The sequence below is a fragment of the Streptomyces drozdowiczii genome (assembly GCF_026167665.1).
Taxonomy (GTDB): Bacteria; Actinomycetota; Actinomycetes; order Streptomycetales; family Streptomycetaceae; genus Streptomyces; species Streptomyces drozdowiczii_A.
In genome coordinates this window covers 3,057,802-3,080,192 of the sequence record NZ_CP098740.1, presented here as the reverse complement: position 1 = coordinate 3,080,192, position 22,391 = coordinate 3,057,802, and the positions used below count along the sequence as shown (strand labels likewise).

Genomic DNA, 22,391 nt, shown 5'->3' with positions numbered 1-22,391 from the left:
TCAGCCCAGTGCCCCGAGGGCATCTGCCACGAGCGAGCGGGCACTCGCCCCGTAGACGGCGATGCCGCGCAGGTCCGTCCAAGCCTTGATGTACATGCCGACCTCACTCGGTGCGGTCAGGGTGACCTGAGCCGTCAGCAGTTCCACATGTACGCGCTGATCATCGAAGACGTCGAAGGTCTCGAGAGTCCACATGCCGCGGCCTTGGGCGGAAAACGGGATGACGCCCACGGAGACGGCAGGCAGAGACATGACCGACAGCAGGTGGCCAAGCTGGCCCGCCATCGCTTCGGCGTCGCCCACCTGGTACCGCAGGACCGCCTCCTCGATGAGCAGCGCGAAGCGGTGGCTTCCCTGGTGCAGCACACGGGCGCGAGCCATGCGCGCGTCGACGGCCGCTTCCGTGTCGTCGGGCGTGCCGTGGAATCGGCTCACGGACGACAGCAGCGCTGCGGCGTAGGCGGGTGTCTGGAAGAGTCCGGGCACGACGTGCGAGGCGTAGCCCCGATGCAGCTTGGTGCGCTCGTACAGCGGCATGCGTGCCTCTTGCAGGCGCCGCAGTCCGGTGCGCTGGAGCCGCTTCCATTCCAGGTACATGGAATCGGCCGTACGGGAGGCCGCCACGATGTCGTCCGCCTCGCCGTCGGCACCACAGGCGGCACACCACGCGCGGATGTCGGCGTCGGACGGAGGCGTGCGGGCGCTCTCGATCCGTGAGGTCTTGGACTTGTGCCAGCCACAGCGGGCTGCCAGCTCATGCCCCTTCAGGCCACCGTCCAACCGCACTTCGCGGAGTCGTGCCGCGACAGCCTTGCGGGCGCCTTCGACGCTGGATGACTGGTACCGGGGCATGAGCGGGCTGGGTCAGGCCGTGAACAGGTCGTGCGGGGTCGCGCGTTTCCAGATGGTCTCGAACGCCTCGCTGAACTTCTCGATCACCGAGGCGTCGTGGCACATCTCGTTGCGGACCAGTGCACCGTCCCCGGTGAAGTGCCCGAAGCGGATCGCCCGGTCATCGAAGATCCACAGGTCGGCGCCCGGCACGAGCAGGGTGGCGGCCTCGGTGCGTGGCAACCAGCGCACCTGTTCGCCGGCCTCCTCGTTCAGGTGCGTCGCCTCGTACTCGAAGCGGATGTACTCGCTGACCGGTACGGACACGACCCGGACGCGCCGCATCTCGACGCCACGGGCCACGGTCTCGCGTACCAGGCCGGTCCACGCCCGGAAGTCCTCCTCGAAGGCGGGCGTGATCCCGCCCTCCCGCTTCCACTCGGCGAACCGTCCGCCGTCGTCGTATCCCTCGTAGGTGTCCCGGAGTTCGAGATGGACGGCCGAACGACGGCACTCCCCGATCAGCTCACTGAACGGCGGAACGCTGCTCGGCCTCATCACACGCCTTCCTGATCAGCGGCACCATGCGCGCGGGGATACGGATCACCGCTTCGGAGTCGGGGATCTGCCCGACCGCCAGGCATTCCGCTTCCGTGCCCTCGTCCGCCTTCCAGCCCTGCACCACGAGATCGGCCGACACGTCGTCCACCCACACGGTCGGGCAGTTGTCGCCGTTGGTGTTCGGGTCCTTGCCGAAGAGCAGTAAAGCCATGACGTCGACCCCCAGCTACTCGGTTGCGTCCTGTTGCATGAGCGTCGTCCGCCGACTGGGCAGCGTCAAGGGCGCCTGTTCTTGGGCGGCTGGATTTGTTCACCCGAACGGGGGCATCGCAACGCCGCCGCGCCCTACAGCCAGTCCGCCGGATTCGCGAGCAGGGCTTCCAGGTCGTTGATCAGCCGCGCCGTGTGGAAGCCGTCCGCTGCCGCGTGGTGTACCTGCACCGCCAGGGGGAGGAGGACGCGGTCGCCGCGCGACACGTAGCGGCCCAGCGTGAAGATCGGGGCCAAGTGGTCGTAGGGGTCGCGGATGTTGAGGTTGAAGCCGGTGAAGGCGCGCCACGGGAGGCTCGATACGTCGAAGGCGTTCGGCGGGGGCGGGCCCTGGGGGAAGAACGACGTCGCGCCCGCGTGCTCCGCCAGCAGCGGGGCCGCCGCGTCGTGGAAGGCGCCGAAATCCGCGTCGTACGGCGCCCACACGCACGCGAACGTCTCCCGTTCCGCGTTGAACACCGTGAACGCCGGGTGCACCACCGGCCACACCGCCGGGTCCCCCGACTCCGTCAGGCAGAGCCGGAATTCCTCGTGCCGGTTCACCACCGTCGCCAGCGCCCACACCTGCGCCACGTACGACTTGCGCGGCGACCGCCGCAGCGCGGCCGTGAACGCCGTGACGTCCACCTCCACCGTCATCGAGTACGTGCACGGCACCCGGCGCCGGTAATGTGCGAAGTGCTCCCGGCGCGGCCAGGTGTCCGGATCGATCGGGGTCGGCACGTCCATCCGGGCATCATCGCAGCCGCCCGCGCCCCCGCCCCACCCGTTTTCGCGGGGCGCGCTTGCGTTGGAGTGCACTCCAACTCCTACCGTCCTCCCCATGAGCACCGAACAGCAGAACGACCGGTACGAGCGTGGTTACGCGGCCCTCAGCGAGGTCGCGAACGGAGCCCAGGACGCCGTCCTCGACGGCCTCGCCGACATCGCCCCCCACATGGGCCGCTACATCGTGGAGTTCGGCTTCGGGGACATCTACACCCGCCCCGGACTCACCCGCCGCCAGCGCCAGTTGAGCACCGTCGCCGCCCTCGCCGCGATGGGCAACGCCGCGCCGCAGCTCCGCTTCCACATCGGCGGCGCGCTCAACGTCGGCTGTACGCGCCAGGAGATCGTGGAGGTGCTGATCCACGTCTGCGTCTACGCCGGATTCCCCGCCGCCCTCAACGGCCTCACCGCCGCCCGCGAGGTCTTCGAGTCCCGCCCCGACGACGGCCCGTTCGTCCCCGCCACCGACGCCCCGGGCGGCGACCGCTTCGTACGCGGTCAGCAGGCCCTCGCCGATATCGACGGCCACGCCGGGCAGCAGGTCATCGACTCCCTCAAGGACATCGCGCCCGACCTCGCCCGCTACGTGCTCGAATTCTCCTTCGGCGACGTGTACTCCCGTACGGGCCTCGACCTCCCGACCCGCGAACTCGTCACCGTCGCCCTCTGCACCGCCCTCGGCACGGTCGGCCCGCAGCTCCGCGTACACCTCCACGGCCTGCTCAACGTGGGCGGCACGCGGGAGGAGGCCGTGGAGGTCATTACGCAGATGGCCGGTTACGCCGGTTTCCCGGCCGCGCTCAACGGCCTCACGGCCGCGCGTGAGGTGTTCGCGGCGCGGGACGGCGCGTAGCGCCGCGTTACGCGGTGGTGTGCCGGATGAACGTGTCCCAGGCGGCGGGGGAGACGGCGAGCGCGGGGACGGTGGTGTCCTTGGAGTCGCGGATGTGGACGGTGTGGGGGCAGGTGGCGACCTCGACGCAGTCGCCGCCGTTCTGGCCGCTGTAGCTGGACTTGGACCAGGAGAGTGCGACCTCGATGCAGTTGCCGCTGTCCGGGCCGCTGTAGCTGCTCTTGAACCACTCAAGGTCAGTGCTCATAGTCCTTCACCATCTGCTTGATCAACTCGCGCGACTCTTCAGGGCTAAGAGCCTGGGCTCGCAGCATGCCATACGTAGCGAACAAGTCTGCCAAGTGCTGTTGTTCGCTTACGAGGAAGTTCCGGCTTTGCACCTCCAGGTACGCCAGTCGCCGCCGGTCTTCGGTCTCCAGGAGGACGAAGGGGCCACTCAGACCGACGTGCGTCTCCCTATGTGGCGACATCACTTGAATGTGCACATGCCGCAGCTGACTCACCTCGAGGATGTGCTGAAGCTGTGCGCGGTGCACATCCCGTCCGCCGATGGGACGTGTGAGCGCGCTTACTTCCAGGACGAAGCTGATATCCGGCAGCGGCCTGCGGGTCAGCAGGGCCTGCCGCGCGAGGCGAGCGGCGACCCTGCCTTCGATCTCGTCGTCCTCGATGGGCGGGCAGGCCCCGCGAAACATGGCTCGGGCGTGATCCTCCGTCTGGAGGAGCCCGGGCACGACGTGGCACTCGTACTCGTGCCTCATCGTGGCTTTGGCTTCCTCTTCGGCGAACGGGCCGAACCAGGTGGCCAGGTGGCTGAACTTCAGCTTCAACGCCGCAGCGATCAGCGCACCGTTCGCCCCCGTCGCCGAGTCCGACTTCGGGACGAAGTTCCCCTTCGGCGGCCTGTGGCCCCGCTCCACCATCGCCACCTGCGACTTGGAGAAGCCGATCCTGAGCCCCAACGCCTCCTGGGACAGGGTGGCCAGCTCGCGGTAGTGCCGTAATAGCGCACCGAACATCTCAGCGGTCCCGTCGCCAGTACTACTGGAGTGCACAGCCCCACCTCCAAGTTCACAAGAGTGCACAGACGTCCTGTGTCCCTGGTCACGTTAAGTGCGGACGCCGACGCTTACCGTATGGAACAGAAAAATTCACCGAACCCGGTGCCCAACTGGATCCCCGCCAGCGGTCACGCCCTGCGTCACGCCGGCATTCACTTCGACGCGGTTCGGATCTCCGGCGCGCTCGGAGAGCAAGTCGCGTACGAGATCATGCAGTTCACGGATTTCCAGGCCGGTCCGATCATCCGCTCGCGGATCGGGGCGCGGAGCATGTACTTCCTGGTCGAGCCCGGCACGGCGCGTGCGTACCGCTGGCCGGCGGGTGCGGATGCGCTCGTGCGCAGGGGCTCGGACTTCGTGGGCGTGCCCGCGCTCGGCGGGCTGACGTACCCGCTGGACTGGCGTTCGGAGCCGACGGCCGAGGATCCGTTCGTGGATACAGCACTTCTGTTCGAGCTGGTAGCCAAGGTGGTGTCGGACGGAATTTCTGCTGTACGGTGATCGCGTCGTTACGCTCCGTGCGCATCGCGCACGGGGCGGCCCCCGGGGGCGCTACCAACACCCGGTCCGGGGGCCTTCACCCACTGATGGATTCACGAGGTCCACCGAAGATGCTCTGGCATGCTATCTCGCCCTCCCGTGCCTATGTGAAGGCCGCGCACGATGTCGTACGTCATCCGAATCTGAGCAGTGACGCCAAGGTTCTGATCATGTATGTGCAGGGTTTGCCCGAGTCCTGCGCGAGCGAAGCGCTGAGCGATCACGCGAAGAGGCTGGGCATCAAGGGCCGGGCGTATCAGCGGGCCAAGTCCCAGCTGAAGGAGGCCGGTTACGTCCATGAGTGGCGTCGGCAGGGCCAAGGCGGGCTGTGGATGACTGATCAGCTGTTCTCCAACGTGCCGCTCACGGACGAGGAGGCGCGGAGGCTCAGGGGCGCGAAGGCGCAGGCCAAACCGGCTGATCGGTCACCGGCGGGCGGTCAGGCGGGCACTCGGTCGGTCGGTGGTCCCCAACCAGAGGTTGAGGAAGAACGGGAGAAGAACACCCCCCACCCACCCACCGAAGCGCCTGCGGCCGCATCGTCGGAGCCGGTCGCGGAGGCCGACCCGGAAGTGGTCCAGGCGGAACGTGTGTTGCTCTCGCTGCGGCACGCGAACCCGCAACTGCACCTCGGCGTACGCGAGGCGCGCAGCCTCTCCGGGACGGCGGCGGACTGGCTGCGGCGGGGCGTGAAGGCGGCGGAGCTGCGGCAGGCGCTGGTGAACGCCCTCCCGGCGGAGGGCGTGCGGTCGGCCTACGGCTTCGTACGCCACCGCCTCGTGCACAAGCTGCCGGAGGCACCCGCGCCGATCGCGCCGGTGGCGACGGTGAGGCGGCCGGTGACGTGCGAGGGGGACGGGCCGGAGCATGTGTTCCGGCCCAGGGCGGACGAGACGCTGTGCGGCCCGTGCGCCCAGCAGGCGGCCGAGGAGGCGCACTTCGCGAAGTACCCGCCACGGCGTCAGCCCTGGCGGGAAAGGGTCGCGACGATCCTGGAAGAGGACGCCGCAGCGCACTGAGGCGCACGTCCGTTCGTGGTGTGGCGGTCTTTGCCGTGGATGCGGCGGGGCGGGGACAGTGGTGGCTCGGGGGCCGGTACGGACTGAGGAGGACCCGTGGTGGATACCGTGGTGGAGCTTTGGGACGGCGTACGAGCGGTGCGCGACCCCGCGCGGGTGCGTGCGCAACTCATGGCGGCCGGGCGGACGTTGTTCGCGGTGTACGGCTACGCGCACACGTCCGTCGAGGACCTGTGTGCGGAGGCGCAGGTGGAGGTCCGGGACTTCCACCGCGAGTTCGCCTCGCGCGAGGCGCTGCTGACCGACCTGTACGACGAGGTCGCGATGGCCGGGATGCAGGCCGCGCAGGCGGAGCTGGCGGCGGAGGGCATGGAGACGTGTCCGACCGAGGAGCGGGTCCGCAGGCTCTTCGACGCGTATGTCCGGGCCGTGACGCGGGACCCGCAGGCGGCGCGGGTGGCCTTCGTGGAGGTGCTGGGCGTGAGCCGGGCGATGGAGGAGCACCTCACGATGTGGCGCTCGGTGTGGGTGGAGTTCCTGACGGCGGAGTCGGAGCGGGCCCGGACGCGGGGGCACGGGGTGGACGGTGACCTCGCGGTCGTGGTGAAGGTGCTGACGCGGTCGGTGGACGAGCTGCTGGCGCACCACGGGCGGCGGCCCCGGCAGGTGCCGCCGTCGTGGCTGACCAGTGAGTTCACGCGGCTGTCGATGGCGATGATCGGCCCGGCGGAGGGCGACCCCGTTTGACAAGGTGCGTTGCCGGGTCGGCAAATGGAACCATGGCAGATCCGATGGGTGACGAGGACCTGGCCGCCGTCCTGACGGGCGTCGGCCCCCGGCTGCGGGCGCTGCGGACCGAGCGCGGGACGACGCTGACGCAGCTCAGCGAGACGACGGGCATCTCGCTGAGCACGCTCTCCCGCCTGGAGTCGGGCGGCCGCAAACCGACCCTTGAGCTGCTGCTGCCCCTGGCGAAGGCGTACGGCGTCCAGCTCGACGAACTGGTCGGCGCGCCGGACACGGGGGACCCTCGGGTGACGTTCCGCCCCTTCAAGCGCCACGGGATGACCTTTGTCCCGCTGACCCGGCATCTGGGCGGCGTGAACGCGTACAAGCAGGTCATGCCGGGCGCGACGGGCCCGACCGGCCCGGTCGAGCAACGGGTCCACGAGGGCTACGAGTGGCTGTACGTCCTCTCCGGCCGGCTCCGACTGGTCCTGGGCGACCACGACCTGGTCCTGACAGCGGGCGAGGCGGCCGAGTTCGACACCCACACCCCGCACTGGTGGGGGCGGCGGGGCCGGACCCGGTGGAGTTCCTGAGCCTGTTCGGACCCCAGGGCGAACGGATGCACGTACGGGCGAAGCCGTCGGGGTGACGGGGCCGCCGTGTCACGGGAGCTCCGGAGCCGTCCGGGCGCGGCCTGCGGTCGCCGACGCGGAGGCGAGGACGAGGAAGCTGCCGGCCGCGTGGAGCACGGCCGACGTGGCGCTGGAGATCCGGAGATCCGCCTTCAGCGCCTCGTAGTACTCGGGCTCGGTGAGCTCGACCCGGACGCTTTGCTGAGGGTCCGCGGTCTTGTCCCAGTAGGTGTAGTAGTAGCCCGACGCGTCTGCTTCCGCGTCCTCGGCCGTACCGGCACCGGTCGCGAAGCCGAGCGCGACCAGGCAGATGACGCCCGCGTAGGCGAGCTTCAGGGCGTATGGCAGCAGCCGGACGTAACTGCCGAGCTGCCCGGCATTGCGAGAGCCCATCAGCTGGGTCGCGGCCCCGCTGACGAGGCCGCAGACGATCGCGACCGCGAGGGCCGGGAACACCGAGAGGAACAAGCCCGTCACGAGCCACTCCGGCGCGCTGTGCCCGCCGGGCAGCCAGGTCGAGGCCATACACAGGAGATCGACCCCGCACAGCCCCAACGCCACCCAGAAGAGCACCTTGTAGCCGCCCCGCAGCTCCTCCATGCCGCCCCCTCCATCAACCCCCGGTCGACAAAACCTAGATGAGGACATCACGGTTTGTCGGGATCAAGGCGTTGATGAGGGCGAGCAGTGGAGCTGGGCACAGTGGACGTCACCGGGGCGGCCAGGAACGTCGGCTCGGTCGTACGGCGAGTGTCGCGCAGCGAGGTGAGACGCCTGGTCCAGCAGCAACCGCGTGAGCGGGTCCTCCAAGCACGGCTCGCAACGACGTGTCCGAGCGTGAGTCGATCGATCCGGCCAGCCCGTCAAAGCGCCCAGGCGGGCCGCCACTCGATGGTGTCCTGCACACGCCTCAGCGCCTCGGCCGGGAGCGGGTCGCCCCGTACGAAGAGAATCCAGCGCCAGGGGCCGTCGTCCCATTGCTGCGCTCGCACGATCAGTTCGGGATCGTCCTCCGGATGCCAAGCGGCCCCGGGCCAGCCGTAGTCGAAGGGTGGCTCGTCACGGGGTTGCCGCACCAGGACCGCCTCCGGATCCACCCGATCATGCTGCGGCAGCAGGTCCACGGCGACCATGCCCGTATCGGGGTCGCCATCCCTGTGAACGACCTCCTGGAGCGGCCATGGCCACCATCCCGGGCTCGGCAGCAGGGGCTCTTCCTCGGCGTAGCGCTCACTCCACCGCCGAAACCTCTCGCCTGCCAGCCGATCGGGATCGTCGCCGTCGAAAGCGGACACGTTGCTCATCCCTTCCCGGTGGTCTTGCAAAGACTGGTGGTCTTGGCCTTTACATCGGGAACTTCTTGACATTTGGAGTCCTGCCGAAACTCTTGTCGACTACTAGTCCATTCTTTCCACCGCCACCAGCGGATCGATCGGCGCCATCGTCACGCCGTGTTCCACGGTATTCGCGCCGTCGTGATCTTCACACGAACGAGGCGGAGCCGTCGCAGGACCAGGGGTCGGCGGGGTTTCCCGCCGTGAGGGCTCAGCAGGTGCCTGAGGTGGCCGCCCCCGCGTAGCGGGCGCCCAGCTCCCATGCCTCGTGCAGCGCGTTCGCGAAGGCCGCTGCGAGGTGGTGTTCGCCTGTGGGGTTGGGGTGGGTGCCGTCGTACGTGGAGGTGTGGATGTCGTACGCCGGGGGTGGGAGGCCAGGAGGAGGGGGGAGCCCGGGGTGTCCAGGTCGGCGACTGCCTTGGCCAGGAGGGTGTTGAAGTGTGCGCACTCCGCCGCGAACGGCGCGTCCGTCTCCGCGCGGATGTTCGGGATCACCGGGAGCAGCACCACGCGGATGTGCGGGTTCGCCTCGCGGGCCGATGACAGGAACGCGGCGGCGTTCTCCGCCGTCCGGGCGCTGTCCGTGTAGAAGCCGAGGTCTATCAGGCCGAGGGAGACCAGCAGGACGTCCGGGCGGTGTGCGGTCACCGCGTCCGCTATCAGCGGGGCCATGTGGAGCCAGCCCTCGCCCCAGCCCGCGAGGTGGCGGCGGGCGGCGGGCGGGAAGTCGGCGGCGGCGTACGCGGAGGAGGAAGCGGTGTTCGTTTCCGCGTCGTACAGGGTCGTGCGCGGGCCCACCAGCTCGTGGGGGCCGTCCGGTGCCGCCTCCAGGTGCTGCCACATGCGGTAGCGCCATGTGAAGTCGCCGGCGCGCCCGATGGTCATGGAATCGCCGACACACATGAAACGCATGGCGTCATCATGGCCGATCCGGGCTACGCGCCGGTACGTGACGATGGACACTTGTGCCATGCGTTCGTACCGACTGACGTCCTCGCTGGGCGCCGCCGTCCTCCTCGCCCTCGCCGCAGCCCCCGCCCACGCCGACGACGGGGCCGACCGGAGCTTCACCATCGAGGACCCCCGGATCACCGAGTCCAGCGGCCTCGCCGCGAGCCGCCTGCACCCGGGGATCTACTGGACGCACAACGACAGCGACGACGGTCCGTACGTCTTCGCGGTCGATTCGCGTACGGGCAAGACCGTCGCGACGATCACCATGAAGGGCGTCGGCGCCCCCCGAGACGTCGAGGCGATCTCGATCGGGCCGGACGGGAACGTCTACGTCGGGGACATCGGCGACAACCTCAACGGCAGCTGGGACCACGTCTGGATCTACCGCTTCCCCGAGCCGAAGACGCTCCAGGACGCGACCGTCCGGGCCACCCAGTTCGACGTGAAGTACGCCGACGGGCCGCGCAACGCGGAGGCGCTGATGGTCCACCCCAAGACCGGGCGCGTCTACATCGCGTCCAAGAACGAGGAGGGCGGCGGCCTCTACGAGGGGCCCGCGAAGCTCACCACCGGCGGCGACAACATCTTCCGGCGGGTCGGGGAAGTGCCCTGGGTGACCGACGGCGCGTTCTCCCCGGACGGCAAGGAGCTGGTCCTGCGCTCCTACTTCAGCGCCCGCGGCTACACCTTCGCGAACGGCCGCCTCGGCAAGGACTACGACGTCGAGTCGCCGCTGCTCCCGCAGTCCGAGTCCGTGACGTACACGGCGGACGGCTCCGCCCTGATGTACGGCTCCGAGGGCGAGCGGAGCAGTGTCGTACGGGTGGACCTGAAGAAGACCGGGGACGGGGGCGGCGGCGCCACGCACCGGGCCGGGGGGACGAAGGACACGGCGGACGGCGGGGACGGGTTGCCGGTGAAGGGCACGACGCTGACCGGCGGCATCGTGCTCGCCGCGTTCGCCCTCGTGCTGTTCCTGGGCAGGCGGCGCCGGAACTCCTGACGCGGGGGCGCCCGGTGCGCCATCCTGGGACGGCAGGGTTCGGGCACGTACACGGCACGGGGGTGCGGCACCACCATGGTCCCGGGAACGGCGCAGCAGCTGACCATCCTGCTGATCCTCGTGCTGCCCGGCGTCTTCCACCAGGCCGTCCGGGAGCGCCTGCGCGGCCCGCTCGCCGCCGAGCAGGAGCCGCAGAACCGCCTCGTCCGCGCGATCGCCGCCGGTGCCCTGCTGGACATCGTGTACGTGGTGGCCGCCGGGCCCTGGCTGCTGCGGCTGCTCCTGGGCGACGGCGAGGGGCCCCTCGCGGGTGTGGCCCGGCAGCCCCGGCAGGCGGGTCTCGCCGCGCTGCTGCTGATCGTCGTCGTACCGGCCGCGCTCGCCTGGGCGGAGGCGGCCTGGCGGCGGCGGGACGCGCGGGCGCGGTACGAGCCGACGCCGACCGCCTGGGACGCGCTGTTCCGGGGGCGCGGCTCCTGCTTCGTACGCGTACGGCTCAAGAGCGGGCTGTGGGTGGGGGGTTGGCTGGGCACGCGGTCCGCCGCCTCGGCGTATCCGCACAGCGGGGACCTCTATCTGGAGGCCCAGTACCGGATGGCGCCGGACGGCAGCTTCGTCGGCCGGGTGCCCGGTACCGGGGGCGTGTACGTGCGCGCGGAGGAGATCGACGTACTGGAGGTGCTGCTGCCGCCCGAGCGGCGGCGGCCGGTGGTGAGAGGAGCGGACGAGGGTGAGCGAACGGGAACCGGAGCCGGGCAGTGACGACGAACTCGCGGAATGGGTGGAGGAGTTCTCCTCCACCAAGACGTACCGGCCCACCCGCCTCATGGTCGAGCCGGACGAACTGCCGCAGGGGCCCTCGGGGTCGGTGATGAGCGGGCCGGTGGAGCAGGACGGCGAGCCGGACGAGGAGTGAGGGGGCTCACGGCCCGCTCCTACGGCCCCGTGTGGATGTGCGCCGCCCAGAGGTGCGGGGCGGCCGTGTAGCGGTCGCGCAGGGCCCGGACCGGGGCGTGCAGGGCGGCGGCCGGGTCGATGGGGCGGCCGCCGGAGACGTCCTTCGCGAGGGCCCCGTAGAACGCCTCGGTCACCCGGGTCGCCAGCTTGTCCGCGACCGGCCACAGCGTGCCGATCACATGCGGGTACCCGGCGAGCTGGAAGGCCGCGGCCAGCTGGACCGCCTCGTCGGAGAGCCGGGTGCCGCCCCGGGACGCGGAGCAGGCGGAGAGCACGGCCAGCTCCGGTGCCGCCGGGCGGCGGGCGGCCGCGTCGGAGACGGTGAGGCGGCCGTCGTACAGGACGAGGCCGCTCCGGGACGGGGTCAGCAGCTCGCTGACCCCGTGGCAGCTGAAGTGGACCCACGGGTGCGCTTCGAGCGCCCCGCCGACCGCGTCCACCGTCGCGTCCGGCCCGGACAGCAGCCGCCCGCCCGGGAACAGCTCCGCCAGCACCTCCGCCTCGCGCGCGACCCCGGGCAGCGGCGCGGCCCCCGGCGTCTCGGCCAGGGCCACGACCAGCGGCGCGGGCCGGGTGCCCCGGGCCCCGGCGGTGAGTCCGGCGCGGGCGCGGGCCAGGGCGCGCAGGGTGGGGGTGTACGAGGAGACGGCACGGTCCATGACCCAGGTGCCGGAGTCCGGCCCGCCGCGCCCGGCCGCGTGCAGCGGCAGGAAGGACAGCAGGCCGGTCGGGCACCACCACAGCCGGGGCCAGGGCTCCCCGGCGGCCGGTTGGGCGTCGAGGCCGAGGTGGCCGAGCACGGGCTCCGCGACCGTGTCCCAGAGCCGGCCGAGCGTGCCGGACAGGGTGCGCATCATGGCGACGGCCTCGTCCTTGCCGCGTGCGCCGTACGCCGTGTCGACGCCGTCGATGTACTCCGCTGCCCACCCGGCGACGGTGTCCCGGGTGAGGCCGGGCAGCGGGACCACGTCGATCCCGGTGGAGGTCACGACCAGGGCGTCGCAGCGGTAGGTGCTGACGTTCACGACCACGACCGGGCCGCCCTCGGCCGCCGAAAGCAGCTCCGGCACGGACGGCGGGCGCAGGAAGTCCGCGAGGCCCGGCAGCTCCCGGACCTCCGCGAGGAGTCGGTCCCAGCGGCGGGCCAGGGCATGGCGGGCCTCGGCGCTCTCGCCCGCACCGGGCGGCCCGTCCGGGGACGGGGCGAGCGCGGGCGGGGCGCTCAACTCGTCGCGGACGCGCTCGAACTCGGCGGCGCGGGCGGGGTCGAGGGCGTGCAGCCGGGACACGTCGGCACGGTTCTCCAGGCCCTGGCCCAGCAGCACGCCCCGGCCCTGTTCGAGCAGGGCGAGCGCGCGTTCCGGGGCGCCCGCTTCGAGGGCCAGCGCGGCGGCGTCGCTCGCCAGGCCGTCGGTGCCGCCGAGGCGGGCCTCCTGGTCGACGCGGGCGAGGCCGCGCGGGGCGATGCCGGGCAGCAGCCCCACGGCGTACGCGTACCCCTCCAGCGCCTCGGCGCGGTCGCCCGCCCGCAGCGCGGCCAGGCCCCAGACGCGGCCGGCCTCGACCCGGGCCACGCGGTGCGCGACCGGACTGCGGGCGCCGTCGCGGGCGAGGCGCAGGGCCTCCGCCAGGTCGACGGGCTCGCCCAGGGCGTGGCGGCTGAGCTGCGCCATGGCCAGCAGGACCGCGGAGAGGGCGTGGTTCGGGTCGTCCTCGGCCAGGCCGGTGAGGGATGCGCGGGCGGCGTCGGCCGCGCGCGTCCACGCCTCGCGGGCGGCCGGGCCGGACGGGTCGTCGGCGAGGCGGACGCTCATGTGGCAGGCCATCGTGAGCTTCTGGAGCGCGAAGAAGCGTGAGGGGTGGCTCTCGCCGAGCCGGTCCAGGGCGTACTCCAGCAGTCGGCGGGCCTCGTCGGCGAGGCCGGCGTCGCCGTTCGCCCCGGCGAGGCCGGTCAGCAGGTCCGCGAGGTTCATCGCGGCCCACTCGCCGCCCTCCCGGTCGCCGTTCTCCACGGCCATCGCCTCGCGCAGCAGGGCGATCGCCTCCGCGGCGCCCGCGGTTCCGCCGGTGAGGCCGTCCCACTGGCGCAGTGCCTCGGCGAGGTTGTTCAGGTGGAGCGTGCGCTCCATGGCCGCGGGCAGGCTCCGGTCGAGCGCCCGCCGCAGCACCGCCACGGCCTCCGCCATCCAGGCCCGGTTCCCGGTGCGGCGGCCCCGGTCCATGAGCGCGCCGCCCAGGTTGGTGAGCGCCATGGCGATCCGGGCGCGGGGGGCGCAGGACACGGCCTCGCGCAGGGTCTCGACGGCGGTGTCCATCAGGGCTTCGTCGCCGGTGTGGCGGGCCAGCCGCCACTGGAGGCCCCCCAGGCCGGACAGGATCGAGCCGCGCGCCTCGGCCGTCGACGGGCCCAGCGCGCGCAGGGCGGCCCGGAACTGGAACACCGCCTCGTCGGCCTGGCGGGGGTCCCGGGTGTAGCGGTGGAGCGCGGCGAGGCTGTTCGCGAGGCCGAGCAGGGCCACGGGGTCGGGCGGGCCCGGGACCATCACCAGGGCTTCGCGGTGCCAGCGGACGGACTCCTCCAGCGGGGCGGGGTCGGCGGCGAGCCGGGCGAGGTTGCGCAGGGCGTCTCCGAGCGCGGTGCGGGAGGCGGGCCCGCCGTAGTTGTCCTCGTCGGAGGCGGCCACCGCCCGGCGCAGGACCTCGATGCCCTCCCGCAGCGCGGCGGTGTCCGAGCAGAACTCGGCGCGGGCGAGCAGGGCCTCACCGAAGCAGAGGAGCTGGTGGGCGTGGAGCAGGTCGTCCGGTGAGGACCGGGCGACGCCGTCGCGGTGGGACGCCACCGCCTCGGTGAGCAGTTCGGGGCGGCCGGTGCGCAGCGCGGTCTTCAGCTGGACCAGGCCGGTGTTCGACCGGAAGACGGAGTGCTCGGTGCGCGTGAGCGGGGCGTGGGCCAGCTGCTCGCGGAGGAGGCGCAGCACCTCCTCGTACAGCTCGACGCCGGTCGTCTCGTCGGCCCGTGCGGTGAGGATGTTCGTGAACTCCGCGTGGCAGTCCCAGTACGCCTGGCCGCCGGGCGGGAGCAGCGCGAGCGCCCCGCGCATCTCGTCGGCGCCCGCCCGCCACGCCTGTTCGTCCGCCCCCGCGTGGTGGGCCAGCGCCGCGCCGAGGGCGAAGCGGGTGGCGGCCTCGAAGCCGTCCTCGGGGGAGGGCAGGGCCAGCGCCTCGCGGAAGCGGTCGACGGCCTCGTCCACGTCGGCCGGGTCGCGGGACAGGCGGAGGCAGCGCCCGAGCGCCGCCAGGACCCGGGCGCGCTCGGGGGAGCGGGGCGGCAGGTCCCCGGCCAGGGCGCGGATCAGGGCGGCCGGGGCGCGCACGTCGGCCGGGTCGCTCTCCGGGACGGTGGTCCGGGACTGCCGGAGGGCCCGCTTGGTCACCAGGTCGGCCAGTTCGACGGCGTGCAGCACGCGCCGGACCAGGTCGCCGGGCGGCATGCCCGCCATCCCGGGCAGGGCGTGGGCGACGGCGTCCGCCAGGTCGCGCGGGCTGCCCGACGCCTCGTACCGGGCCTCCAGGACCCGGGAGAGGACCCAGTGCGCCTGGGCGCGGACGGGGTGCCCGTCCGGTGCGCCGGCCAGGGCCTCCCGGGCGACGGCGTACGCGTCCTCCAGGACCTGCGGGTCCTCGGTGTTGACGGCGTGGCCGCCGAGGAGGAGGCCGAGGTTGGTGAGGTACACGGTGCGTTCGTAGGGGCTGGGCGCGGCTTCGGCCGCCTCGCGGCAGGCGGCGATGCCCTCCTCGTACGCCGCGCGGTCCCGCGGGGAGCCCTGGACGAGGGCGACGCCCAGGTCGGAGAGGAACGAGGCGCGGGAGGGCAGCGGGGCGTCGGGCTCGGCGAGGGCTTCGCGCAGCCGGGTGACGCCCTCCTGGCGGAGCGCGGGGTCGTCCAGGACCCTGGCCGCCGCGCACAGGGCCGAGCCGAGGGTGGCGCCGATCTGCGGGCGGTGCGGGTTGTTCCAGGTGGTGAGTTCCGCCGCCGTCCGCAGCGCGGTGACCGCTTCCCGGACGGCGTCCGGGTCGCCGGTCGCCTCGGCCCGGTGCCGGAGGACGTGGCCGAGGTTGCCGTGCCGGCGGGCCTGCTCGTCGCGGGGGCCCGGGGCGCAGCGGACGGCGGCGCGGGACGCCTCGTCGGCGGCGGCGAGTGCCTGCGGTCCGGAGCCGGCCTGGGTCGCGTAGAGGAGGACGATCCCCAGGTCGGAGAGGTAGCAGCCCTGTTCGAGGCTGCCCTCGCCCGCGGTGGCGGCGGCGTGGCGCAACAGCGTCTCGGCGAGCGGCAGGGCGCCTGGGGCGCGGCCCTGCTGGAACAGCACGGTCATCCCGACGGCCGCCTGGTACGCGAGGCCGGGCTCGGTGGCGGCGCCGTCCGGTCGGCCGGCCAGCGTCGCGAAGAGGGGGCGCAGCTCGTGCGGCAGTTGTTCCGGGGCGAGGCCGTCCAGCGCGGCGAACCAGAGGACGGCGGCGCCGAGGGCCACCGGGTCGGCCTCGTGGACGGCGAGGAAGCGGGACCACTCGGCGTGGCCGAGGGCGAGGGCCCCGAGGGCCCACACGCTTCCGTCGGGCAGGTCGGTCCCGGCGCGCACTTCCTCGGCCGCCGCCCGGGCCTCGGCGCCGAGGAACCACTCCAGGGCGCGGGCGTCGGTCGCGGCGCGGGCGGCCAGGTCGAGGAGGAGGCGCGCCGCGCTCTCGGCGGTCCCCGGTGTCATCGCCCTCCCGTCGGCCGGCAGCTCCTCCAACTTACCTACCCAGGGCGGGACTTGACTCAGGAATCCATGGGCCGGATCTCGTAATGGAGTGTCCGGTCCCGTTTCAGCCGGTGGGTGAGCGGGACGAGGACGCCCTGCATCGCCGGGTACTTGCGGGACAGCATCCGCGACGCGTGCGTGTTCTCCTTCGAGCCCGCCGGGAGGAGGCGTGCGTGGGCCTCGATCTGGGGGCCGGTGGGGTGGCCGCGTACGGTGCACGGGCCGATCCGCACCACCGGGTGGTTGCGCATGCGTTCCACCTTCCACGCCGAGGAGAACGTCCGGATGTAGGCGTGGTCGCCCTCGACCGCGATGTTGACCGGGGTGTCGGCGTGCGTCCCGTCCTGCCGCCGCGTGCTCAGCAGGACCGCGTACTGCTTCACGAAGGGCCTGAGCTGCGGGATCGTATCCATGCCTCCATGGTCCGCCGGTACGGCCCGGGGCTCATCCGGGCAGCGGACGCGCCGCCGCCGATTCGCGTAAGGTCCCCGGACCATGAGCCCCCGCACCCCCGAGCCCTTCGCCACGCCCCGCCTGCACGCGCTGCCCCTGCGGGTGGAGTACGCGGCCGAGATGGCCGCCGTCCTCGCCGACCCGGCCCTGCACGCCTTCACGGGCGGTGCCCCCGAGACCCCGGAGGGGCTGCGGGCGCGCTACATGCGGCAGACGGCGGGCTCCCCGGATCCGGCCGAGCTGTGGTGGAACTGGGTGCTGCGCTCCGGCGACGCCCTCGTGGGGTACGTGCAGGCGACGGTACGCGGCGACCGCGCCGAGATCGCCTGGGTGGTGGGCGTCCCGTGGCAGGGCCGGGGCTACGCGGGGGAGGCGGCCCGGGGCCTGGTCGCGCATCTGCGTGAGTCGGGCGTGCGCACCGTGATCGCCCACATCCACCCCGAACACACGGCGTCGGCCGCGGTGGCCGCCGGGGCGGGTCTGACGCGGACGGGGGAGTGGGAGGACGGCGAGGAGCGGTGGGGGCTGGGCCTCTAGCGCGTCAGGCGTCCGGCGTACGGGGCTTGGCGCGGCCCGCCTGGATCAGTTCGGCGACATCGAGGCTCACCTCGGCGCCGATCGACGCGGGCAGGGGCGCCTGCTGGCCGGGGGCGCACACCTCGTGGCGGTCGTACGAGCTGCCCAGCGGTTCCGTGAGGACGTGGACGCGCTCGTGCTTCCGGTCGAGGATCACGTAGACGGGGATCTTCGCCTCGGCGTACGCGGCGACCTTGTGCCGGAGGTCGCTGGCGTAGTTGCTGGAGGTGACCTCCAGGACGAGGCGGAAGACGGCGGGGTCGTAGCAGTTGTACTCGATCAGGTGATCATCGAAGTCCACGTCCACCAGGGCGAGATCGGGGACCGCGAAGTCTTCGGGGCCGCCCGGCAGCCATAGGCCGATGCCTTGGAGGACTTCCGTCTCCTCGCCGCCGAGCCCGGCTTCGAAGAGCGCGATCATGATCGTGGTCAGGGCGTTCGCGTGCGGGCCGTCCCGGAGCGGGGCCACGGTGACCACTCCCCCGATGATCTCGACACGGTAGCCGGGATGCAGCTCCGAGATCCTGTCCGCTGTGTTGAGCAGTTCCCGCTCATCGTCGGCGCCAACGGCTGCTGTGGACATCGCGGGTCTCCCAGGACGGCTGGTGTCGAGACCATCATCGTAGGGTCGAGTGAAGCAGAAACGGCCCCGCACACCTCGCGGTGCGCAGGGCCGTTCCGGGGCGTACGGGCTACAGCTTCTCGATCACGTAGTCGATGCAGGCCGTCAGGGCCTGGACGTCCGACGGGTCGATCGCGGGGAACATCGCCACGCGGAGCTGGTTGCGGCCGAGCTTGCGGTACGGCTCGGTGTCCACGATGCCGTTGGCGCGGAGGGCCTTGGCGATCGCGGAGGCGTCGATCTCGTCCGCGAAGTCGATCGTGCCGATGACCTGGGAGCGCTTGGCCGGGTCGGTGACGAACGGGGTCGCGTACTTGGACTCCTCGGCCCAGCCGTACAGGTGGCCGGAGGAGGCGGCCGTGCGGCCGGTCGTGAAGTCCAGGCCGCCCTGGGTGTTCATCCACGTCAGCTGCTCGTTCAGCAGGAAGAGCGTGGCGAGCGCCGGGGTGTTGTACGTCTGGTTCTTCAGCGAGTTGTCGATCGCCGTCGGCAGCGAGAAGAACTCGGGGATGTGCCGGCCCGAGGCGTGGACGCGGGCCGCGCGCTCCAGGGCGGCCGGCGAGAAGACGCCGATCCAGAGGCCGCCGTCGGAGGCGAAGGACTTCTGCGGGGCGAAGTAGTAGACGTCCGACTCGGCGATGTCGACCGGGAGGCCGCCCGCGCCGGAGGTGGCGTCCACCAGGACGAGCGCGCCCTCGTCGGCGCCCGCGACGCGCTTGATCGGCGCGGCGACACCGGTGGAGGTCTCGTTGTGCGTGAAGGCGTAGACGTCGACGCCCGCCTCGGCCCGCGGGTCCGGGTGGGTGCCCGGGTCGGAGGCGATGACGGTCGGGTCCGCCAGCCACGGCGCCAGCTTGGCGGCCTTCGCGAACTTCGAGGAGAACTCACCGAAGTTGAGGTGCTGGGACTTCGACTCGATCAGACCGTGCGTCGCGATGTCCCAGAAGGCGGTGGAGCCGCCGTTGCCCAGGATCACCTCGTATCCCTCGGGGAGGGAGAAGAGGTCGCGTACGCCCTCGCGCACCGCGCCGACCAGGTTCTTCACCGGGGCCTGGCGGTGGGACGTACCGAGCAGAGACGTGCCGGTGGCGGCCAGCGCGTCGAGCGCCTCGGTCCGCACCTTGGAGGGACCGGCGCCGAAGCGCCCGTCTGCGGGCTTGATGTCAGCGGGAATCTGGATGTCGGCCACGAGTCGGAGCGTAGCCGCTCGGTGCGGCGGGCTGCGCACCCTGTCCGTCCGATGAGACAGGGAGTCCGACTCGTGGTCCTCGGAGGAACATCCGTACGTTTCTCCGTGCGTACGGTGTCAGCGCAGCGTGACCGGGAGTTCGTACAGGTCGTTCTGCGTGACGATCGGCTTGTTGCGCAGCTCGGACGCCGGGACGGCGAGGGACAGCTCCGGGAAGCGGGCGTACAGCGCGGGCAGCGCCACCGACGCCTCCAGGCGGGACAGCGCGGCCCCCGGGCAGACGTGCGGGCCGTGCCCGAAGGAGATGTGGCGGTTCGGGGAGCGGGTCGCGTCGAACTCCGTGGCCGACGCCCCCCACTGCCCCTCGTCGTGCGCGATCGCCGCGAACGACGTCATGACGCCCTCGCCCTTCGGCAGCACCCGGCCGCCCACCTCGATGTCCTCCGTGGCGAACCGGATCAGGATGTGCGAGGTCGGCGCCGACCAGCGCAGCGTCTCCTCGATCACCCCGTCCCAGCCCACCTCGCCGGCCAGCACCGCCCGCCGCTGCTCGGGGTGGGTCTCCAGCGCGACCACCGCGTTCACGATGAGGCTGATGGTCGTCTCGTGGCCCGCCGCGATGATCAGCTTCAGGGTGTTGAGGATCTCGTCGTCGGTGAGGTGGTCCCCGTCCTCGGACGCCAGGAGCAGCGCCCCGGTCAGGTCGTCGCCGGGGGACTCCTTCTTCTCGGCCAGGATGCGCGAGAACAGGGTGTGGATGTCCGCCATCATCTGCGGGACCTCGGCGCGGGGCGTCAGGTTGGAGAAGAACTTGTCGAACAGTTCCTTCATCCGCGGCAGGTCCGCCGAATCGATGCCCATCAGCTCGCTGATCACGTTCATCGGCAGCGGGTAGGCGAACTCCGCCTTCAGGTCCACCGTTTCGCCCGCCGCGTGCTCCTCCAGCCGGTCGAGCAGCACCTTCGTACGGGCCTCGATGCCCTCGCGCAGCCGCTCCACCCGGCGCACGGTGAGCGCCTGCGCGACCAGGCCGCGCAGCCGGCGGTGCTCGGCGCCGTCGGCGGTGAGCATGGTGCGGCCCGGGTTGACGAGGCCGATGAGCGGCCAGTCGAGCGGGATCTCGCCGCGCTGCCAGGCGCCCCACACGTTGATGTCCTTGACCAGGCGGCTGTCGGTGAGCAGCGCCTTCGCCTCCGCGTAGTGCGTGACGGTGTAGACCGGCACCCCGCCCGGTAGCTCGACCCGGGCGAGCGGGCCCGCCGCGTGCAGCCGCGCGCTCTCGCCCGCGAGGTCGGTGACGAAGGGGTCGAGGACGATGCGGTCGGTGGCTTCTTCGGCGGGCGCGGTCATCTGGAAGCTCCAAGGGCCGGGGTGGGCGTGAAGGTCACGGGTAGGTCGGTCAGGCCGCGCAGCCAGGGGGAGGGGCGCCGGGTCAGCCGCTCGGCGGGGACGGCGAGGTCGACGTCGGGCAGCCGGTCGAGGATGACCTCGATGGCCGTACGGGCGATGACCTCGGCGGTCTCCTGCGCCGGGAACGGGCAGCGGTGCTCGCCGTGGCTGAAGGAGAAGAACGCGTTGTTGCCGCCGGTGAGCGTCGAGCCGTCCGTACGGACCTGGGGGTCGGCGTTGGCCCCGGCGAGGGAGAGGACGAGCAGGTCGCCGGCCTTGATGTGGCGGCCGCCGAGGTGCGTGTCGCGGGCGGCCCAGCGCCCGGCGATGTTCTGGCTGGGGGTGTCCTCCCACAGCACCTCGTTCATCGCCTCACCGACGCTGTGCCGGCCGCCGGAGAGCGAGGCGGCGAAGCGGTCGTCGGTGAGCATGAGGCGCAGCGAGTTGCCGATCCAGTCGGCGGTCGGCTGGTGCCCGGCCGCCATCATCACCATGAGGTCCCGGGCCACGTCCTCGTCCGTGAACCCGGCGGTGTTGGCGAGCATCCGGGAGGCGACGTCGTCCCCGGGCTCGGCGCGCCGGTCGGCGAGCAGCGCGTAGACGGAGGCGGCGATGTGCCGCTGGCCGGCCAGCGCGGTGGGCCCGCCGTTGATCATGTCGTTCATCGCGGTGACGAGGGCGGGGCCCTTGTCGTCCGAGAAGCCGTACAGCTTCGCCAGGACGCGTACGGGGAGGAGCATCGCGTAATCAGCGATGAGGTCCGTCGAACCGGCCGCGCAGAACGCGTCGATCAGTTCGTCCGCGAACTCCTCGGTGCTCTTCTTGAGTTCGAAGGGGTTCGTGGCCTCCAGCGCCTCGCAGATCACGGCCGCCCGGCGGCCGTGGCGCTCGCCGACCGTGTAGAGGATCGACGGCTGGTCCCGGCTGATCATCGGCATCAGCGGCCAGTCGTCGGGGATCGCGTCCCACTGGTTCCACAGCTGCGAGTCGCGGGTGAAGAGGGCCGGGTCCCCGGTGACCTGGTGCAGCTCGCGGTAGCCGAGGACGAGCCAGGCCGGGACGTCACCGGGCAGCACGATCGGGGCGACCGGTCCGTGGTCGCGCCGCAGCTCCCGGTAGAGCGCCGCCGGTTCGCCCTGGAAGCGGGGTCCGTACAGCGGCACGGCACCGGACGCGTGGGGGCACTCGGTCACGGGGTGGGCTCCGGGGTCAGGGCGGGGGTGTCCTCGGCGGGCGCGGGGGCCTCCTCCGTACGGGCCGCCGAGAGCCGGTGCAGATGCTCGACCAGGGTGATCAGCACGTACTTGCTGGAGGACCGGTCGCGCGCGTCGCACTCCACGAGCGGGACGTCCGGGGAGATGTCGAGCGCTTCCCGGATCTGCTGCTCGGTGTGGAGCGGGCCGCCGAAGTCGTTGCAGGCGACGATGAACGGCGTGCCGTGGTGTTCGAGGCGGTCGATCGCGTACCAGGAGTCGGCCAGGCGCCGGGTGTCGACGAGGACGACGGCGCCCAGGGTGCCGGAGAACAGCCGGTCCCACAGGAACCAGAAGCGCTCCTGGCCGGGCGCGCCGAACAGGTAGAGCACCGAGCGTTCGTCCAGGCTGATCCGGCCGAAGTCGAAGGCGACCGTGGTGGACGTCTTGGACCCGACGCCGTCGAGGTGGTCGACCGCCTCGCCCGCGCGGGTCATCGTCTCCTCCGTGTTGAGCGGACGGATCTCGCTCACGGATCGGACCATGGTGGTCTTGCCGACCCCGAAGCCGCCGACCACGACTATCTTCAGTCCGTTGTCGGCCGTCGCTCTCAGGGCGGCGCGGTCAGAGGTTGCGGAGTCCAACGAGCACCTGTTCC

At 72.0% G+C, this 22,391-nt stretch carries 23 protein-coding genes and 2 pseudogenes; 9 read left to right on the top strand and 16 right to left on the bottom strand.

Annotated elements, in window-relative coordinates:
- The 4 genes from NEH16_RS13865 to catA form a co-directional block, all read right to left on the bottom strand.
- On the bottom strand, positions 1-852 hold the full coding sequence (locus NEH16_RS13865; RefSeq protein ID WP_265542483.1) for a helix-turn-helix domain-containing protein: 852 nt from the start codon (positions 850-852) through the stop codon (positions 1-3).
- 12 nt (positions 853-864) lie between these two features.
- Positions 865-1,389 carry a DUF6879 family protein gene (locus NEH16_RS13860; RefSeq protein WP_265542482.1) on the bottom strand — a complete coding sequence of 175 codons (525 nt, stop codon included), beginning with the start codon at positions 1,387-1,389 and terminating at the stop codon, positions 865-867.
- Positions 1,358-1,603, bottom strand: a complete 246-nt coding sequence (locus tag NEH16_RS13855) for a hypothetical protein (protein WP_265542480.1) — start codon at positions 1,601-1,603, stop codon at positions 1,358-1,360. Before NEH16_RS13855 ends, NEH16_RS13860 begins: the two co-directional genes overlap by 32 nt.
- A gap of 134 nt (positions 1,604-1,737) precedes the next feature.
- Entirely contained in the window at positions 1,738-2,391 is a 654-nt protein-coding gene (gene catA / locus NEH16_RS13850; RefSeq protein ID WP_265542478.1) for a type A chloramphenicol O-acetyltransferase, read from the bottom strand.
- A gap of 94 nt (positions 2,392-2,485) precedes the next feature.
- Between catA and NEH16_RS13845 the strand changes: the two genes are divergently transcribed.
- Entirely contained in the window at positions 2,486-3,283 is a 798-nt protein-coding gene (locus NEH16_RS13845; RefSeq protein WP_265542476.1) for a carboxymuconolactone decarboxylase family protein, read from the top strand.
- A 7-nt stretch (positions 3,284-3,290) separates the two neighbouring features.
- Here NEH16_RS13845 and NEH16_RS13840 read toward each other — a convergent pair whose 3' ends face one another.
- Both NEH16_RS13840 and NEH16_RS13835 read right to left on the bottom strand, forming a co-directional pair.
- Complete coding sequence (locus NEH16_RS13840; RefSeq protein ID WP_265542474.1) at positions 3,291-3,530, bottom strand: DUF397 domain-containing protein; 240 nt, start codon at positions 3,528-3,530, stop codon at positions 3,291-3,293.
- Complete coding sequence (locus NEH16_RS13835) at positions 3,520-4,302, bottom strand: helix-turn-helix domain-containing protein (protein ID WP_265542472.1); 783 nt, start codon at positions 4,300-4,302, stop codon at positions 3,520-3,522. Before NEH16_RS13835 ends, NEH16_RS13840 begins: the two co-directional genes overlap by 11 nt.
- 117 nt (positions 4,303-4,419) lie before the next feature.
- Between NEH16_RS13835 and NEH16_RS13830 the strand changes: the two genes are divergently transcribed.
- The 4 genes and pseudogenes from NEH16_RS13830 (at position 4,420) to NEH16_RS13815 (ending at position 7,281) form a co-directional block, all read left to right on the top strand.
- Positions 4,420-4,845: a hypothetical protein gene (locus NEH16_RS13830; RefSeq protein WP_265542469.1), complete on the top strand. Its 426-nt coding sequence runs from the start codon at positions 4,420-4,422 to the stop codon at positions 4,843-4,845.
- A 110-nt stretch (positions 4,846-4,955) separates the two neighbouring features.
- A complete protein-coding gene (locus NEH16_RS13825; protein ID WP_374215694.1) occupies positions 4,956-5,903 on the top strand; it encodes a hypothetical protein in 948 nt (315 codons plus the stop codon).
- 96 nt (positions 5,904-5,999) lie between these two features.
- Positions 6,000-6,650: a TetR/AcrR family transcriptional regulator gene (locus tag NEH16_RS13820; RefSeq protein ID WP_073964642.1), complete on the top strand. Its 651-nt coding sequence runs from the start codon at positions 6,000-6,002 to the stop codon at positions 6,648-6,650.
- 44 nt (positions 6,651-6,694) lie between these two features.
- A pseudogene (locus NEH16_RS13815) lies at positions 6,695-7,281 on the top strand (helix-turn-helix domain-containing protein).
- A 13-nt stretch (positions 7,282-7,294) separates the two neighbouring features.
- Here the strand turns inward: NEH16_RS13815 and NEH16_RS13810 are convergent.
- The 3 genes and pseudogenes from NEH16_RS13810 to NEH16_RS13800 form a co-directional block, all read right to left on the bottom strand.
- Positions 7,295-7,864: a hypothetical protein gene (locus tag NEH16_RS13810; RefSeq protein ID WP_265542464.1), complete on the bottom strand. Its 570-nt coding sequence runs from the start codon at positions 7,862-7,864 to the stop codon at positions 7,295-7,297.
- Between the two features lie 263 nt (positions 7,865-8,127).
- Entirely contained in the window at positions 8,128-8,568 is a 441-nt protein-coding gene (locus tag NEH16_RS13805) for a hypothetical protein (protein ID WP_265542462.1), read from the bottom strand.
- Between the two features lie 241 nt (positions 8,569-8,809).
- Positions 8,810-9,510, bottom strand: a pseudogene (locus NEH16_RS13800) (GDSL-type esterase/lipase family protein).
- Between the two features lie 58 nt (positions 9,511-9,568).
- Between NEH16_RS13800 and NEH16_RS13795 the strand changes: the two are divergent.
- The 3 genes from NEH16_RS13795 to NEH16_RS13785 all read left to right on the top strand — a co-directional run bounded on the left by NEH16_RS13795 (position 9,569) and on the right by NEH16_RS13785 (position 11,471).
- Entirely contained in the window at positions 9,569-10,555 is a 987-nt protein-coding gene (locus NEH16_RS13795; RefSeq protein ID WP_265542460.1) for a WD40 repeat domain-containing protein, read from the top strand.
- A gap of 75 nt (positions 10,556-10,630) precedes the next feature.
- Positions 10,631-11,317: a DUF6338 family protein gene (locus tag NEH16_RS13790; RefSeq protein ID WP_265542458.1), complete on the top strand. Its 687-nt coding sequence runs from the start codon at positions 10,631-10,633 to the stop codon at positions 11,315-11,317.
- Entirely contained in the window at positions 11,286-11,471 is a 186-nt protein-coding gene (locus tag NEH16_RS13785; RefSeq protein WP_265542456.1) for a hypothetical protein, read from the top strand. Before NEH16_RS13790 ends, NEH16_RS13785 begins: the two co-directional genes overlap by 32 nt.
- A 19-nt stretch (positions 11,472-11,490) precedes the next feature.
- Here NEH16_RS13785 and NEH16_RS13780 read toward each other — a convergent pair whose 3' ends face one another.
- Positions 11,491-16,272: a CHAT domain-containing protein gene (locus NEH16_RS13780; RefSeq protein WP_265542454.1), complete on the bottom strand. Its 4,782-nt coding sequence runs from the start codon at positions 16,270-16,272 to the stop codon at positions 11,491-11,493.
- A 56-nt stretch (positions 16,273-16,328) separates the two neighbouring features.
- On the bottom strand, positions 16,329-16,724 hold the full coding sequence (locus tag NEH16_RS13775; RefSeq protein WP_073964634.1) for a PPOX class F420-dependent oxidoreductase: 396 nt from the start codon (positions 16,722-16,724) through the stop codon (positions 16,329-16,331).
- Between the two features lie 82 nt (positions 16,725-16,806).
- Between NEH16_RS13775 and NEH16_RS13770 the strand changes: the two genes are divergently transcribed.
- Entirely contained in the window at positions 16,807-17,301 is a 495-nt protein-coding gene (locus NEH16_RS13770; RefSeq protein WP_265542451.1) for a GNAT family N-acetyltransferase, read from the top strand.
- Positions 17,302-17,305: 4 nt separating this feature from the next.
- Here NEH16_RS13770 and NEH16_RS13765 read toward each other — a convergent pair whose 3' ends face one another.
- The 5 genes from NEH16_RS13765 to NEH16_RS13745 all read right to left on the bottom strand — a co-directional run bounded on the left by NEH16_RS13765 (position 17,306) and on the right by NEH16_RS13745 (position 22,377).
- The gene (locus NEH16_RS13765; protein WP_265542448.1) at positions 17,306-17,923 is read right to left on the bottom strand and encodes a Uma2 family endonuclease; all 618 of its coding nucleotides are present in this window, start codon (positions 17,921-17,923) and stop codon (positions 17,306-17,308) included.
- 109 nt (positions 17,924-18,032) lie between these two features.
- Positions 18,033-19,151, bottom strand: a complete 1,119-nt coding sequence (gene serC / locus NEH16_RS13760) for a phosphoserine transaminase (protein WP_265542445.1) — start codon at positions 19,149-19,151, stop codon at positions 18,033-18,035.
- Positions 19,152-19,268: 117 nt separating this feature from the next.
- Positions 19,269-20,501 (bottom strand): cytochrome P450 family protein, encoded by a 1,233-nt coding sequence (locus tag NEH16_RS13755; RefSeq protein WP_265542443.1) that lies wholly within the window; start codon positions 20,499-20,501, stop codon positions 19,269-19,271.
- On the bottom strand, positions 20,498-21,733 hold the full coding sequence (locus NEH16_RS13750; RefSeq protein WP_073964629.1) for a cytochrome P450: 1,236 nt from the start codon (positions 21,731-21,733) through the stop codon (positions 20,498-20,500). Before NEH16_RS13750 ends, NEH16_RS13755 begins: the two co-directional genes overlap by 4 nt.
- Positions 21,730-22,377: a GTP-binding protein gene (locus tag NEH16_RS13745; protein WP_265547185.1), complete on the bottom strand. Its 648-nt coding sequence runs from the start codon at positions 22,375-22,377 to the stop codon at positions 21,730-21,732. The genes NEH16_RS13750 and NEH16_RS13745 overlap by 4 nt, the downstream gene beginning before the upstream one ends.
- Positions 22,378-22,391: the final 14 nt, after the last annotated feature.